Annotated in this window: 15 protein-coding genes; 7 read left to right on the top strand and 8 right to left on the bottom strand. The window is 50.5% G+C overall.

What is annotated here, in order from left to right:
• Positions 1 to 13: 13 nt before the first annotated feature.
• Complete coding sequence (locus SBI19_RS16485; protein ID WP_317970086.1) at positions 14 to 1,033, bottom strand: SDR family oxidoreductase; 1,020 nt, start codon at positions 1,031 to 1,033, stop codon at positions 14 to 16.
• 181 nt (positions 1,034 to 1,214) lie between these two features.
• On the bottom strand, positions 1,215 to 1,526 hold the full coding sequence (locus SBI19_RS16480; protein WP_317970084.1) for a hypothetical protein: 312 nt from the start codon (positions 1,524 to 1,526) through the stop codon (positions 1,215 to 1,217).
• A gap of 298 nt (positions 1,527 to 1,824) precedes the next feature.
• On the opposite strand from SBI19_RS16480, the gene SBI19_RS16475 reads away from it, so the two are divergent.
• The 3 genes from SBI19_RS16475 to SBI19_RS16465 all read left to right on the top strand — a co-directional run bounded on the left by SBI19_RS16475 (position 1,825) and on the right by SBI19_RS16465 (position 5,557).
• Positions 1,825 to 2,898 (top strand): LLM class flavin-dependent oxidoreductase, encoded by a 1,074-nt coding sequence (locus SBI19_RS16475; protein WP_317970082.1) that lies wholly within the window; start codon positions 1,825 to 1,827, stop codon positions 2,896 to 2,898.
• Between the two features lie 210 nt (positions 2,899 to 3,108).
• The gene (locus tag SBI19_RS16470) at positions 3,109 to 3,666 is read left to right on the top strand and encodes a hypothetical protein (RefSeq protein WP_483312304.1); all 558 of its coding nucleotides are present in this window, start codon (positions 3,109 to 3,111) and stop codon (positions 3,664 to 3,666) included.
• Between the two features lie 418 nt (positions 3,667 to 4,084).
• A complete protein-coding gene (locus SBI19_RS16465) occupies positions 4,085 to 5,557 on the top strand; it encodes a methyl-accepting chemotaxis protein (RefSeq protein ID WP_317970078.1) in 1,473 nt (490 codons plus the stop codon).
• Between the two features lie 97 nt (positions 5,558 to 5,654).
• Here the strand turns inward: SBI19_RS16465 and SBI19_RS16460 are convergent, their stop codons facing one another.
• Positions 5,655 to 6,074, bottom strand: coding sequence for a universal stress protein (locus SBI19_RS16460; protein ID WP_317970076.1), 420 nt, complete (start codon positions 6,072 to 6,074; stop codon positions 5,655 to 5,657).
• A 252-nt stretch (positions 6,075 to 6,326) separates the two neighbouring features.
• On the opposite strand from SBI19_RS16460, the gene SBI19_RS16455 reads away from it, so the two are divergent.
• From SBI19_RS16455 to SBI19_RS16445, 3 genes are all read left to right on the top strand, one after another.
• Entirely contained in the window at positions 6,327 to 7,613 is a 1,287-nt protein-coding gene (locus SBI19_RS16455) for a TraB/GumN family protein (RefSeq protein ID WP_317970074.1), read from the top strand.
• Between the two features lie 210 nt (positions 7,614 to 7,823).
• Complete coding sequence (locus tag SBI19_RS16450) at positions 7,824 to 8,168, top strand: DUF4234 domain-containing protein (protein WP_317970072.1); 345 nt, start codon at positions 7,824 to 7,826, stop codon at positions 8,166 to 8,168.
• Between the two features lie 31 nt (positions 8,169 to 8,199).
• The gene (locus tag SBI19_RS16445; protein WP_317970070.1) at positions 8,200 to 8,559 is read left to right on the top strand and encodes a DUF2752 domain-containing protein; all 360 of its coding nucleotides are present in this window, start codon (positions 8,200 to 8,202) and stop codon (positions 8,557 to 8,559) included.
• Positions 8,560 to 8,609: 50 nt separating this feature from the next.
• Here SBI19_RS16445 and SBI19_RS16440 read toward each other — a convergent pair whose 3' ends face one another.
• Both SBI19_RS16440 and fba read right to left on the bottom strand, forming a co-directional pair.
• Positions 8,610 to 8,966: a nucleotide excision repair endonuclease gene (locus SBI19_RS16440; RefSeq protein WP_317970068.1), complete on the bottom strand. Its 357-nt coding sequence runs from the start codon at positions 8,964 to 8,966 to the stop codon at positions 8,610 to 8,612.
• A gap of 160 nt (positions 8,967 to 9,126) precedes the next feature.
• A complete protein-coding gene (gene fba, locus SBI19_RS16435) occupies positions 9,127 to 9,984 on the bottom strand; it encodes a class II fructose-1,6-bisphosphate aldolase (RefSeq protein ID WP_317970066.1) in 858 nt (285 codons plus the stop codon).
• Between the two features lie 329 nt (positions 9,985 to 10,313).
• Between fba and SBI19_RS16430 the strand changes: the two genes are divergently transcribed.
• Positions 10,314 to 11,093: a class I SAM-dependent methyltransferase gene (locus SBI19_RS16430; RefSeq protein WP_317970064.1), complete on the top strand. Its 780-nt coding sequence runs from the start codon at positions 10,314 to 10,316 to the stop codon at positions 11,091 to 11,093.
• Between the two features lie 55 nt (positions 11,094 to 11,148).
• Here SBI19_RS16430 and SBI19_RS29580 read toward each other — a convergent pair whose 3' ends face one another.
• The 3 genes from SBI19_RS29580 to SBI19_RS16420 all read right to left on the bottom strand — a co-directional run bounded on the left by SBI19_RS29580 (position 11,149) and on the right by SBI19_RS16420 (position 14,032).
• Positions 11,149 to 12,321, bottom strand: coding sequence for an ATP-binding protein (locus SBI19_RS29580; RefSeq protein ID WP_350340450.1), 1,173 nt, complete (start codon positions 12,319 to 12,321; stop codon positions 11,149 to 11,151).
• Positions 12,322 to 12,712: 391 nt separating this feature from the next.
• Entirely contained in the window at positions 12,713 to 13,096 is a 384-nt protein-coding gene (locus SBI19_RS29575; protein ID WP_483312303.1) for a DUF982 domain-containing protein, read from the bottom strand.
• A gap of 426 nt (positions 13,097 to 13,522) precedes the next feature.
• On the bottom strand, positions 13,523 to 14,032 hold the full coding sequence (locus SBI19_RS16420; RefSeq protein ID WP_317970060.1) for a C40 family peptidase: 510 nt from the start codon (positions 14,030 to 14,032) through the stop codon (positions 13,523 to 13,525).
• Positions 14,033 to 14,181: the final 149 nt, after the last annotated feature.

Raw genomic sequence — 14,181 nt, 5'->3', positions numbered from 1 at the left:
CTTCCTGTTACGCTTACTGCTCGAGCACGGCCTTCTGCGCTGCTTCCAGGGCGCCGATGACTCGATCACACCATGCATCGAACTCAGGGTCCTCTACCTGAAGCTCTGGATGCGCCAGAATGTGCTGGATCGTTGATCGAACCCCTTGGTCGAAACGAGTCGTCGCAACGAAATCTGGAACGAGCCTCTTCAGCTTCGCGTTATCGAACACAACCGTGTTGGATTTGTCGCCGAGCAGGCCGCCGCGATAATCTTCCTTGCTGCAAGCAGCGAGGAAATCGGTCGCCACATGCACGGCATTCAGCTTCACGCCGAGAGCGCTGGCGATCGTTTCGTAGATCTGATTCCACGTGAGGGACTCGTCCGATGTAATCTGTACCGCTTCGCCGATCGCATGAATGTTGCCCATGAGACCAATAAACCCTCGCGCAAAATCCGTATTATGCGTCATCGTCCACAGCGATGTTCCATCCCCGTGAATAATGACCGGCTTGCCCTCCAGCATCCGCTTCGCGACCTGCCATGCGCCCTTGCTGCCATGCACGCCCAATGGGATATAACGCTCGTCATAAGTATGGCTTGGACGAACGATTGTAATCGGGAAGCCTTCCTCGCGATACTGCTTGACGAGGTACTCCTCGCAGGCGATTTTGTTACGGGAATATTCCCAATATGGATTGGCCAACAGCGTACCTTCCGTAATCCGGTAATCGGACAATGGAGTCTGATACGCCGATGCCGAGCTAATGAACATGAACTGCTTCGTCTTGCCCTTGAACAGCCGATAATCCCGCTCCAGCTGCGCCGGCACGAAGGCGATGAAATCCGCGACAACGTCGAATTCCAGGTCCTCGATCAGCTTCGCTACCTGCGCCTCATCGTTAATATCCGCTTGAATCACACGCACGCCTTCCGGCAGCTTCGCGTTGTTGTTCCCTCGGTTCAGCAAATACAGTTCACAGCCTTGTGCTGCCAATTGACGCGTGATGGCCGAGCTGATGATGCCTGTTCCTCCAATAAAAAGCGCTCTCATTCGTGCACCTCCGCAAGTGTCATGATTCAGATATTGACCTTTATTACATTCGTCAGCGCAAGCCGAAAGCCTGCCGAACAGCTGTGAAGTTTGTTTGATCGAAAAATGACACAAGCCCGCTCGCATCCGAGAGGCGGATGCAGCGGGCTTGCATGCTTACTGCTGCGGACGTTACTCGTTGTCAATTGTCGTCCTCACCGGACGCCGGACGGAATTTCCCTATAATATCCCGCACATACTTGATCATGACGGACAGTGCCCCTATGAAATAGAGCACGACGAGCGTCCACTCCGTCGGATCGATGGATACCATCGAGAGGATAAAGTTGAGCGGAAGTACGTAGAATACGATGTCCTTCAAGTAAGGGAGGAATGTCGTTTCGAACGTTCCCGCCCAGAAGGATATTGTGAACGCGATTATGAAGTCGATGATCATTAGGCCGAAGATGCCCAGCAGGCAGTATGTGATCCAATCCACTAGTGTCTGTGTCATTGTTATCACCACCTTGCTACACAATATGTGTCGAAAGCTGACATGATTCCCCATGGACCTGCCATGAAATAAAACGTAAGAAAACATTGATCGAAGTAATTCAATGGGGTTCGACCTACAGCTTTGTGGAGCAAAGCCGCTTCGCAAGCACGAGGAAGTTTTTATTGTCATGAAAGTTGGTATTTTCGAGAAACTCGAAAACTTATCCATTCTTATATGGCAAGAAAACGCACTTACCCTTTTATAGTTAATAAAAATTTAGTACACTAGTCATACTTACATTTGGAGGCGATAGCGAATGGTCGATACGGCAAAGAAAATGGAGATAGGAATTAGTACGTTTCTGGAGGCGACGCCTAATACGGTAACAGGCGAGGCAGTCAATCACGCAGAGCGGCTGCGCAATGCGGTTGAGGAGATTGTACTTGCAGATCAAGTCGGACTCGATGTCTATGGCATCGGCGAACATCACCGCCCAGACTATGCGGGCAGCGCGCCAGCAATTGTACTCGCTGCAGCTGCTGGCATGACAAAGAACATCCGGCTGTCGAGCGCTGTAACGGTGTTGTCCTCCGATGACCCTGTCCGCGTATACCAACAATTCGCGACATTGGACGGCATCTCGAACGGCCGTGCCGAAATTATGGCTGGCCGCGGCTCGTTCGTCGAATCGTTCCCGCTGTTCGGCTACAGTCTCGACGACTATAACGAGCTGTTCGACGAGAAGCTGGAGCTGCTGCTCGAGATCCGCAAGTCGGAGAAGGTGACATGGCGCGGCGGCCATCGCCCAGCGATTCAGAACCTTGGCGTCTATCCGCGCGCGGTGCAGGAGCCGCTGCCGGTGTGGATCGCGACGGGCGGCAACCCCGAGTCCGCCATTCGCGCTGGCATGCTTGGTCTGCCGGTCGCGTTCGCGATAATCGGCGGCATGCCGGAAAGCTTCGCGCCGCTGGTCGACCTGTACAAGCGTGCTGCTCTGCAAGCTGGACACGATCCGTCTAAGCTGCAGATTGCAACTCACTCCCATGGTTTCATCGCTGATACGATGGAGCAAGCGGTGGAATCGTTCTACGCGCCAACCGCAGCGCAGATGACCAAAATCGGCAGCGAGCGCGGCTGGGGCCGGCCATATGACCGCGCCACTTACGACGCCTCGCGCAGCCTGCGCGGCGCGCTCTACGTCGGCGATCCTGAGTTTGTCGCTGAGAAAATCGTTCTGCTGCGCAAGAACCTTGGCTTGACGCGCTTCTTCCTGCACGTGAACGTCGGCACGATGCCGCACCGCGAAGTGCTTCGCGCGATCGAGCTGCTCGGCACGAAGGTCGCGCCGATCGTCCATAAGGAGCTCGCACGCCTAGAGTCGAACAGCTAATAAATGAAGAGCCATCCGCGCGGGTATGCGAGGATGGCTCTTTTAATATTATTAGATCTCGTTGGAGCCGCTCCAGAGTCAACACTTGTCGTAGAGATAGTTGCCAGCAGACATTCATCCCTTGCCGTTGCTAGTAGAGGACATATACTTAATCAAGTCCAATTGAGGAGGGTCACTGTGTCCAAACGAGGGGATCGTCTAACGGTTATAGTGGAAAAACGCGGCAAGCGGATCATTACTCGGACGCCGCTTCACGGCATTGATAGACTCGTATTCGTCGTCAACCATCAGTTCACGAATGCGCCGAATACGACGCAGCTTGCAAGCGGAGCAGGACGAAGCAGCGCTGCCGGCAGCAACGCAGCGATCAAGTCGCCGCATACGCAGCAGCAGCAAAGCGTTGGCGCAGGCGGAACAGCGAAGAATGTCTGGCTGCCTAACAAACATGCCCATTTATATCACGGTCATGGTCATGGGCGTGGGCATCATGGCAAACATCGCCATCACGCTCATCGCAAGGAAGTCATTATTGTCCTCAACGATCAAGTCGTCAAACTGCCGAAACATGCGGCGAACGCCTCGGCTACACAAGTAGCCAGCGGTGCAGGCAAATACAGCACGAGCGGCACCAACTCCGCTATCGAGAGCGCAGGCACACGTCAGCAGCAGGCTGTCGGCGGCGGCGGCAAGGCGATCAATAAGCATGGTAAGGGCCATCGCGTGTGGAAGCCTTGGCACAAACACACGCAGGGATGGTACGGGAAGTAATCCGCTATGCGGGAATGCAGATAGCAGACAACCGCGAAGCATCCTTAATAGAAGGAAGAGGCATCCCGCTGATGGGATGCCTCTTCCTCTTGCTTCAGCTTTTAGCCTTACCTAGCAACGAATCTGCGAAACTCTTATTTTCCATATAACGGGTCAGACTGCTGCCGCCGATAACAAATAAAGAACAACACCATTCGTTAGCGCTAGTAAGACGTCAACGGGGTCCAATAGAATCCGCACGCTTCTTTAGTCCCAAGGCTTTCTACGATAAACTTCCGCCATTCCATATTCCGGATTACTAGCTTTCCACCTCTCGTTAACAATAGCAAAATATTACTATAAATATGTCGAATATTGCCGTATTGTGGTATTATTGATCTAATTATCAACTAATAAGTCTAGCAAAGGAGGATGAATTGTGGGATTTCTAGAAACGCTGCACCGCCGCAACAAACTGCTCGTCTATATTATATGGGGGATGCTGCTCCTCGGGGTCGCCGTCGATATACTGACGGGTGCGGGGATGGACTCGATTCAGATGCTGGCGATTGTCGGCACGATTACTTGCGGATTGACGACCGTCCTTCATATCAAGCGTTGGTGGACAACTTACATCATGTACATTATCTCGACGATCGTTACCGTTCTAACGCTGCTATTAATTACAACAGGGCCTATTATTACAACCTATTTCCTCGTGTATGTTAATCTGGGCATTATGACTTTGTACAGCAGCTCGCGTGCGATTGCCTACTCTACCCTGATGGGTGCGGGGCTTACTACCTACCTATTCCTTGATGACAGATATAAGGTCGATGTGTTCGGCGAGAATGACATCGTAACCATGTTCATGTACTTCTTTATGATCGCTATTCCGCTCTACGCATCTACCCGATTCAGTGAACGGCTGCAGAACGAAGTATTCGCGCAGCGTGAAGAAGCCATTCAGGAGAAGAACCATTCGCTTGAGCTTGTCGGCCAAGTGTCCGCTTCAGTGGCGGCGCTCAATGAATTCAGTTCCAACCTGAAGATGAACATCACCTCCACGGGTACGATTTCCAAAGAAGTAACGACCGCGTTCACCGAGATTACATCCAGCATTGAAACACAGACATCCAGCATTAACGATATTAGCGAGTCGATTCGTTACATCGAGCAATCCGTTACATCTCTCGCAGACCGGTCAACCGAGATGACCGAGCTGTCCGTAAGCTCAGCACAGTTGACGAAGGTCGGCAGTGAAGAAGCAGAGTCGCTCGATACGCAAATGAAACAAGTGCACGAAACCATTGATAATGCAGCGCAGCTGATGAACGAACTCGGAGAGCAAAATACGCGAATTAGCGATATCGTCGCAACGATTAAGCACATTTCGACCCAGACGAATCTGCTTGCACTCAATGCTGCCATTGAAGCCGCACGTGCAGGCGAGCACGGCAGAGGGTTCGGCGTCGTATCCCACGAAATACGCAAGCTGGCAGAGACGTCGCAGCAGTCGACCGAAGAGATCGAGCAGATTCTCGAGAGCATCCGTTCGAAGACGCTTCAAGCCGCCGAACAAGTTCTCCAAGGCCAACAGTCGGTTGCAAGCGGCAGCTCGGCTGTACAGAAGGTGGTCGACGTTATGCGCTCACTCAACCAGGATTCCATCCACTTGGAGCAGCAATCGTCACAAGTCGATCGCTCTGCAAGCGAGCTGCATGAGCAGTACACGCGGATCACGGATCAAATCGTCACGATCGCAAGCATTACCGAAGAGAATATGGCCTCCATCGAAGAAATGTCTGCAAGCATGACCACGCAGGACAGCCGCATTCTCGAGGTCGTCGAGAGCTTCATGCAGCTGGACAAGCTGACGAGCGACCTGAGCAAAATGACCGAACGAAAATAGAGACTTTCCTGCTAGACTCAATATAACAACAACGACAAAGCCCTCATCCAAACGATGAGGGCTTTGCTGTATGCTCTTATATAGGTGACGAACAGCTCTATTTGATTAATAGGACAGGGCATGTCGCATGCTGCGCTACCGAATGACTGACGCTTCCTAGCCATATTTCTTTGATCAGACCAAGGCCGCGGCTCCCCATTACGATCAGATCGGCTAGATTATCGATCGCCGTCTGACAAATAGTCGCTGCTGGATCTCCTGTCTGATGAATAGCTTGAAACGATACGCCAGATGCCTTCAGTCTGCTGACAGCCGCATCGAGGACCTGCTTGTCCTCTGCTTCAACAGCATCCAGCTCAGTGCCGAATACCGGCTCATTCAAGGACACGGAAGCATCGACGTGAATGACGGTTAATCGGATATCGGACGACAGTGTTTGGGCAAGTTCGATTGCGTGATCCAGTGCTTTAAACGACTGCGGCGATCCGTCGATCGGGACGACAATGTGGTTGTACATTTGGTATACGCCTCCTTGTTTATCCATTAGTCCGTGCATCTTTATTATAAAGCATATTTAACGTTAACGTAAGCGTTAAATAATTAAGAAAGTCTCATCGTACTCAGAAGTAAATTTATGTACATATCTTGAACAATATGGTTAGAAGGACCTGATTCCACTTTCCAGTAAAAGGAATATGTACCCAGACGTCGAATACTACATAATCCGGTCATCCCCGGACAATCCAACCAATAAGGAGATTACGTCTGCATGAAATTGAAGAAGTTAAGTTCCCTATTGCTCGCACTATTCGTCATGTTATCCATCTTCTCGGCGACCAGCTACGCCGAACAGCCTTCCACTAAAGTCCTGTTGGACGGCAGCCCCGTCACGCTAAGCGAAGGCTCTGAGCAGCCTTTCATCGATAGCGGTACGACATTCGTCCCTATGCGTTCCCTCTTCAATGTATTGGATATTCAACTGAAATGGGACAATAAAACGAAGACCGTATCCGGTGCCAAAGACGACCTGACCTTCAGTCTCCAAATCGGCAGCACAACGGCGACTGTCAATGGCGCTAAGGTTACGCTCGCGACAGCCCCTCGCATCGTCCGCAACGTCACTTTCGTGCCGCTTCGTTTCGTCGGCCAATCGACCGGCTACAATGTAAGCTGGACGCAATCGACGCATACGATCACGCTGACTTCCCCTGTCGAGCAAACAGCTGCACAGAGCAAGGGATTCATGTGGAAAGTCGAGAAGAACGGCAACACGGTCTATCTGCTCGGCACTATTCACGTGGCGGATAAAGCGACATATCCGCTGCGCCCGGAGCTTGAAGCTGCTTTCAAGTCCGCCGACTACCTTGGCGTCGAGGTTGATTTGACGCAGTACACACAGGAGCAAATCGGCGCAATCCTCAATGACTTAGGTACTTACAAAGACGGCACTACGCTGAAAGATCATGTATCGGCCGACACCTATAAAGGAGTTACTGCTATTCTTAAGAGCCTAGGGGCTCCCGAGAACGCATTGGATCAATATGAGCCGTGGGTAGTTTCCCTAACGATCCCTTCATTCATGTTCAGCGATGCCGGTTATCAGGCCGAGCTCGGCATTGACCAATACTTGATGCAGCAAGCTCTGAAATCGAATAAACCGATTGTTCAGCTGGAAACGGTCGAACAACAATATGGCCTATTCGATAATCTCTCGGCAGAGCTGCAAGAGAGCCAATTAGTCGATACGATCAAAGCTTATAACGATCCTAGTTCGGGTGAAGACCAGAACGCAATCGACACGCTTATCAACATGTGGAAGACTGGAGACGAGACTACGCTGTTTGCGCTCACGCAAGCACAACAAAGCGAAGATCAAGAATACTACCAAGCGTTCATCGCCGATCGCAATAAAGGAATGACGAACAAGATTGAGGGCTTCCTGAACAGCGACGAGCACAAAACGTATTTCGTCGCAGTCGGCAGCTTGCATTTGATCGGCGATGACGGTATCGTCACGCTGCTGACGAAAGACGGATATAAGGTCGAGAAGCAATAGTTTTGTCCGGTTTCTCCTTACAGCACGAAGAGGCCTCCAGAAGCCGCCGCACTCAAACAGCGCGGTGGCTTCTGGAGGCTTTTTGCTGCATGCCATCACGTCAACCAAATAGATCTAAAGAACTAGCAGCGCAAAGTCGATATAGAAATAATAGGATCTATTATCTTATAATAGGCGGCCTAACATACTAAACTTTCAGGATGGTGTCCAATGGTTCATGTAACACAACGCAATATCGCAGTATCCATTATTCTTACGTTAGTTACTTGCGGCATCTACGGTATCTACTGGTTCATCGTGTTGACGAATGATGTAGGCAAATTAAGCGGAGATCATAACTTTACGGGCGGCAAGCACTTCCTGCTTACGCTTGTCACTTGCGGGATCTGGTCCTATGTATGGGCTTATCGAGTCGGCAAGCAGGTAGCCGAAGCACAACGTCAACGCGGCATGATGACATCCGACAACTCGATCTTGTACCTCGTACTGAATTTCTTTGGGCTCGGCATTGTGACTTATGCAATTGTGCAATCGGATGTTAACCGCTTGGCGTAACTCCTTAGTTGATCCGGCAGGGCGTCGATTAATGTTACGCGGTTCACTAATCGCCGGTGCCGGTCTGCTGTACTTGCTGATATGGCTTCCGCTTACAGGTATCGGCATTCCTTGTGTATTCCACCTTGTAACGGGTCTATACTGCCCTGGCTGCGGCATTACGCGGACGACGCTCAGCTTGCTGCACGGCCAACTGGCTCAAGCATTCCGATACAATCCGCTTGTCTTCGCACTTGCTCCGATGTATGCGGTCTACTGGCTGTTCATGAGACTGCAGCTTCGCCGGGCAGGACGAGCCGTAATGGCGGTCATGCTAACCCTCACGATTGCGTTCGGCATCGTTCGCAATATTCCGATCGGTGACTTCTTAGCCCCAACAATCATCGATTAAACACAAAAGCGCTGCAGATCATCTGCAGCGCTTTTGGTTTGATCGTTATTTTACTTATATAATACCTTCTCGACGTTGTACTTCGCCCGGTATTTGTTGATGATATAGGTTTCATAAATTTCACGCTCAACCGCATCCTCAACGAGATAGACCTCGATCGTCGCTACCTCATCGCGGTGATTCTTCATCGGCGATACCGTATCTTCAAAATGCTTCTTGATTCTCGGCCGCAGCTTGCGCGCCTTCCCGACGAACAGCAGCTCCTGCCGATCGTTATAGAACAGGAAGATGCCGCCCTTCTCTCGGTTAATGAGATGAAAATCGGTAAATCCATAAATGTTGCTCATTTGCGGATTGCTCTGCTTCTCAATCGAGACATCCATTGCTGGCATCGTGATCGTAATCACGTTCGTTCACTCCCTCATCGTTAACCACATCTACAACCACACTATCATATATCCCGGCATAACACCATTGTCCGCAGGACTGAGCATCCCTATACGCGCCAAAAAGGGTTGGACCGCTGCAAGCTTGCAGGAGGTCCAACCCTTGTCCATTGTATATGGATTACGCTTTGTTCGACGAACCGAACTCGCGGATTTTACCGATAACCGTCGTTTTGATCGCTTCACGGCCTGGTGCCAGGAATTTACGTGGATCGTAAACTTCAGCGTCGTTCGTGAGGATTTCGCGAGCAACTTTCGTGAATGCGATTTGGTTTTCCGTGTTAACGTTGATTTTAGCCGTACCGCGTGCGATCGCCTTTTGGATGTGCTCCGTAGGGATGCCCGTGCCGCCGTGCAATACGAGTGGCAGGCTGATCGTTTTGCAGATCTCTTCCATCTCAGCGAAGCCCAGTTTAGGCTCGCCTTTGTAAGGACCGTGCACGGAACCAAGCGCTGGCGCGAGGCAGTCGATGCCCGTTTGTTCAACGATCGCTTTGCACTCATTGATGTCAGCGTAGATAACGCCTTCAGCTACTACGTCGTCTTCTTGGCCGCCAACCGTACCGACTTCAGCTTCTACCGATACGCCGCGTGCGTGAGCGTACTCAACAACCTCGGACGTGATGCGGATGTTTTCTTCGATTGGATCATGCGAAGCGTCGATCATTACGGACGTGAAGCCCGCGTCGATTGCCTGTTTACATTTGTCAACGCTCGAACCGTGGTCGAGGTGGATTGCAACCGGAACCGTGATGTTGCCTTCTTCGATCAGCGATTTAACGATTGCCGTAACAACCTTGAAGCCGCCCATGTAACGAGCTGCGCCTTCGGATACGCCCAGAATAACCGGCGATTTCTCTTCTTGAGCCGCCGCCAGGATTGCTTGCGTCCACTCGAGGTTATTGATGTTGAATTGACCAACTGCATAACCTTCCGCCAGAGCTTTGATAAGCATTTCTTTCATCGAAACCAATGCCATTGTAAATCCTCCTTAAAAATAATTACAGGTGTCAACCTTTCAATCATACCCAATTATAGCCTGAGCTATAATCGGCCCGAACGGAATGGGGGCTTTCGGCTTTCCACGTTCACGTTCTACTTATATTTCTACATGTTATCACAAATTTAGTGATAAAACTACCAATAGCAGGGCGCTAATTTGGAAACCATTTCGTTCCACTAAGAGCGGCAGAAAGCCTGCATCTTAACGCCCGATCCGTCTATATCGCTCTAACTCTATTGAGCAAATGGTAACATTTTGTTACATTGTAAGTATTGAGTAGCAAGATCAAGGGCGGAGGGATCGGATTGTCGATTTTGGTGACAGCCAAACAGTTGAAACGCTCTAAAAATCCGTTGGTCAGACTCGGAATGTATCCATTGGTGCAAGGTTTGCGGACAGCAAGGGTCGTCAAACGGGTTATGACCGACTCGAACTATCGTTCGATCATCCGGTTGAAGCTGCTGAACAAGCAGCAAGTTCATCAAACATCATCCACGACATCCATGGATCGTTACCCGATATTATTCACCGCATGCCGCGATTACTTGAACAGCAGCTATCCCTCACAAGAACCGCTCAAACTGCTCTCCTTCGGCTGTTCAACCGGCGAAGAAGTGCTTTCACTTCGTCAGTATTTCCCGAATGCCCGCATCGTAGGCGCTGAGATCAATCGCCGAAGCCTCGCCATCTGCCAGTCGCACCCTGTGGACGAGCGGATTTCGTTCATCTATTCCTCACCGGAAGAAATCAAGCGGCACGGCCCTTACGACGCCGTATTCTGCATGGCTGTCATGCAGCGCAAACCTTTGGATACAGCACGCAAAGGGATTCGCAGTCTGAAGCCCATCTACCCGTTCGAACGGTTCCAAGAGCAGATTGAACAACTGGACCAACTGCTGCGGCCTGGCGGACTGCTCATCGTTCACTTTACCCAATATAACGTACAGGATACGTCCATCGCTGACCGTTATGAGCCTCTCGGCAAGTACAATCAGGATGATTATAAATCTCCTATCTTCGACCGCAACAGCGACATTATCGATCCGCCAGTATCGTGGAACAGCATCCATATCAAGCGATCCTAAGTACGCAAATTACGCACAAGAGCAGCAGGCACGATGCCTGCTGCTCTTCCATGTTCTACACCAAACTCGACTGCTTACCTTCGGATGGCAGTCGAATGGTCGCTACTGTTCCTTTGGCAGGCTCGCTGCGGAGCGACAGTATGCCGCCGTGAGCCTGAATGATTTTGAAGCAGACCGTTAGTCCAAGACCTGTGCCCGATGGCTTCGTTGTATAGAAAGGTTCGCCGAGCCGATCGATGACCTGCTGCGGAATGCCCACCCCTTGGTCAACAATCTCGATCAGCACATCCTTCGCCTCATCTTCTTGAACACAGACCTGCAGCGTGCCGCCTGCGGGCATCGCCTCAATCGCGTTCTTCATCAGATTCACAAGCACTTGCTTGATCTGATTTACCTCGCATAACACATTGGGAACGTTCGGCTGCTCTTCGACTTGAATCACGACGTTGGTCAGAATCGCCTGCGATTCCATAATCGGCACGATATCCTCTAACATGCGCCCTATCCGATAAGAGACAAGCTGACTTAGCTGACCGGGTCTTGATAGCACCATAAACTCACCGACGATATAGTTAATCCGCTCAAGCTCCGTCAACATCATTTCGTAGTAGCGTTGATTGCCGTTGGCCGACTTGTGCAGAAGCTGTGTGAACCCTTTGAGCGCAGTCAGCGGATTACGGATTTCGTGCGCGACACCTGCCGCTAGCTGACCGATAACCGACAGCTTCTCCGATTGAATCATCCGCTGCTCGGACAGCTTGCTCTCTGTCACATCCAGCAGCGTGCCCGATATCGCAGGCTGACCTTCATAGAAGGCACCCGATGCCTGCATCTCTAAATATAGGTCTGACTGCTTTGCACCAATTCCCGTCACATGAAGACGAGTTGTATGATTGACATCCGAGATCGATAGGAACTGCTCCTTCAGACGCCCCTGATCCGCTGCCGCGATATAATTGGCAAGCGGCTTGCCAAGCATTTGGCCCGGGTTGACGCCGAAAATGCTCTCAACTTGCTGATTAACGTATACAAGTCGGCCATTCTGCTCGATGAATACGCCAAACAATGAGCTCTCGACGAAGTTACGATAATTGATATCCGTCTGCAGCAGCGCTGCACCGGCCGATTCCAACTCATAAATACCGATCGTCAGCCGGACGACTAACAGCACAATCGTGAGAATCGCACCAACACTGAATATCGTGAATTGTCCGTTGTAGCAAATCATGACGATGAGTGCGGCATTCACGATAAGTATGAGCCCATATCGTCGAATAAACCAGGCGAGAGAGCCCTCTTTCGCCTTCGCTGCAGCAGCAGGAAAACACCGCTCCACTTCCGGCAGCGCGGCGAAGCCAGTCACCAAGGTACCGAGCGCCCAACAAGCATCGTTGATCCACGAGTTAATCCCCGGGAGGAAGTAAATAAACATCGTATTGCCGGCGAGCCGCAGCATAAATCCGATTAGCAGCAGTCGATTGGCAACCAAAGAATATCCCGAACTGCCCGATAAGGTGAGAAAGAGCAGCAGGAATATGACGACCGCATTCGCCGAGGAGTTAGCAAGAATATAACCGATCGCTTCATTCGGTATTTGATTGTCTTGTATGAACAGCCGCTCAAGTTGAAGTTTCCAATACAGCGTGCTTGCCACTACGACTAGCAGCGAGATCTCGACAATAAAGCCGCGCGCAATCTTCGCGCCGCGAAGCCTGTCCCGATATTGATAATAAATGCCGATGAATATAAATCCGTAGTATAGCAGCCATAAGTATTCCGGATAACCTAGATAAAGCGGTTCTTCGCCTGTAAGGAGTACATTTGCCATCCAAAGCGTCTGCGCAATGGTGTAAACAATCATGCCCAGGCCAAAAAACAACCATAACTTCGACTGCTTGTTCGACAACCGATATGCCCGAAACGTCATCAGCATCGCATAGATGGAGGCAGCAAGCTGGACGGCATTGCTGATAATTGTTCCGGTGAATGTCTCCTTGCGCCACACCACCAGCCAAACCGCACAAGCCGTTAGCAGCATAAGACCGATATGTACATAGCACTTCCTGTAATTTATCATGACGCCTCCCAGCTGGGCGTTCTACTAGGCCGATTTTTCACGTTATTAAACGTATGTATTCGATTAATAGAAACTAATTCCTTCATGAATGCCAGGTCACCTAATTCTCAACGTCTATCTTTGAACGATAAGAAGAGACCCAATCCGCTCACGAGCAGCAGTTGAAGTCTCTTCGAGCAGCGTAATGGTATAGAGTTATAACAATTCTATTATAGCGAACCGATTCCAACAGCGGAGAAAATTTCCGAGAATCATGTAAAAATCCATATATAAGCAGCTAAATCGAATAAAAAAGAGCCAGTGAAACCGCTATTATCGGGTCCCAATGGCTGCTTTATAGCGTTATTAATGATTACAGCACGCGTCTTGCAGTCGAATAACGTTTCGAATAATCGCTCAGATCGCGAATATAGATGCCGTTCATGTTCGAGCCAATCGTATTGTGAATGAATTGACCGTTGCCGATATAGATGCCGACATGGTTGATCGTCGATGTCTTGCCGTTGTCGAAGAAGATCAGATCGCCGGGCTTCAGATTGCTCTTCGATACATACGTACCCTGCAGGCGCTGGCTTTTGGTACCCCACTTAAGGTCTACGCCATACTTGCCGAATACATACTTCGTGAAAGAGGAGCAGTCGAATATAAGCTTACTCGGGTTGTTCGTCCCGAATTTGTACGTTACTTTGCCTTTGAGCGATTTCGCCAGTGCGATAATGCTGTCAGCCTTGGCCGAAGCGTTCGTCGCGGCAGCCGCATGAGCTTGTCCGACGTTAATGCCATCGATGAGGGTTGCGCCAGACAGAAGAGCGAAGCAGCAGGTCGTTGCAATGACCGTCCTCTTCATCCAATTGAGTGTCATGATATGCCTCCTGTGGTTGGTCTCGTGCTGTAGTGGAAGTATAACATGCCGTTTTCGCCAACTAGTGGAATCTAAGCGCTTTCTAATTTACCAATAAATACATAAATGAGGGAAAATCAGCTGTCAGCGCGCTTTCGAAGCCAAACAGC

The organism is Paenibacillus sp. CCS19 (assembly GCF_033239625.1).
Taxonomy (GTDB): Bacteria; Bacillota; Bacilli; order Paenibacillales; family Paenibacillaceae; genus Paenibacillus_T.
The sequence above is the reverse complement of the archived record's forward strand: the minus strand, read 5'-3'. Positions and strand labels throughout refer to the sequence as shown.

Excerpts from the sequence above, each read along its gene's own strand:
- SBI19_RS16485 (WP_317970086.1), bottom strand. The coding sequence starts at position 1,033 with ATGAGAGCGCTTTTTATTGGAGGAACAGGCATCATCAGCTCGGCCATC.
- SBI19_RS16480 (WP_317970084.1), bottom strand. The coding sequence starts at position 1,526 with ATGACACAGACACTAGTGGATTGGATCACATACTGCCTGCTGGGCATC.
- SBI19_RS16475 (WP_317970082.1), top strand. The coding sequence starts at position 1,825 with ATGGTCGATACGGCAAAGAAAATGGAGATAGGAATTAGTACGTTTCTG.
- SBI19_RS16460 (WP_317970076.1), bottom strand. The coding sequence starts at position 6,074 with ATGTACAACCACATTGTCGTCCCGATCGACGGATCGCCGCAGTCGTTT.
- SBI19_RS16455 (WP_317970074.1), top strand. The coding sequence starts at position 6,327 with ATGAAATTGAAGAAGTTAAGTTCCCTATTGCTCGCACTATTCGTCATG.
- SBI19_RS16450 (WP_317970072.1), top strand. The coding sequence starts at position 7,824 with ATGGTTCATGTAACACAACGCAATATCGCAGTATCCATTATTCTTACG.
- SBI19_RS16445 (WP_317970070.1), top strand. The coding sequence starts at position 8,200 with ATGTTACGCGGTTCACTAATCGCCGGTGCCGGTCTGCTGTACTTGCTG.
- fba (WP_317970066.1), bottom strand. The coding sequence starts at position 9,984 with ATGGCATTGGTTTCGATGAAAGAAATGCTTATCAAAGCTCTGGCGGAA.
- SBI19_RS29580 (WP_350340450.1), bottom strand. The coding sequence starts at position 12,321 with ATGATTTGCTACAACGGACAATTCACGATATTCAGTGTTGGTGCGATT.
- SBI19_RS16420 (WP_317970060.1), bottom strand. The coding sequence starts at position 14,032 with ATGACACTCAATTGGATGAAGAGGACGGTCATTGCAACGACCTGCTGC.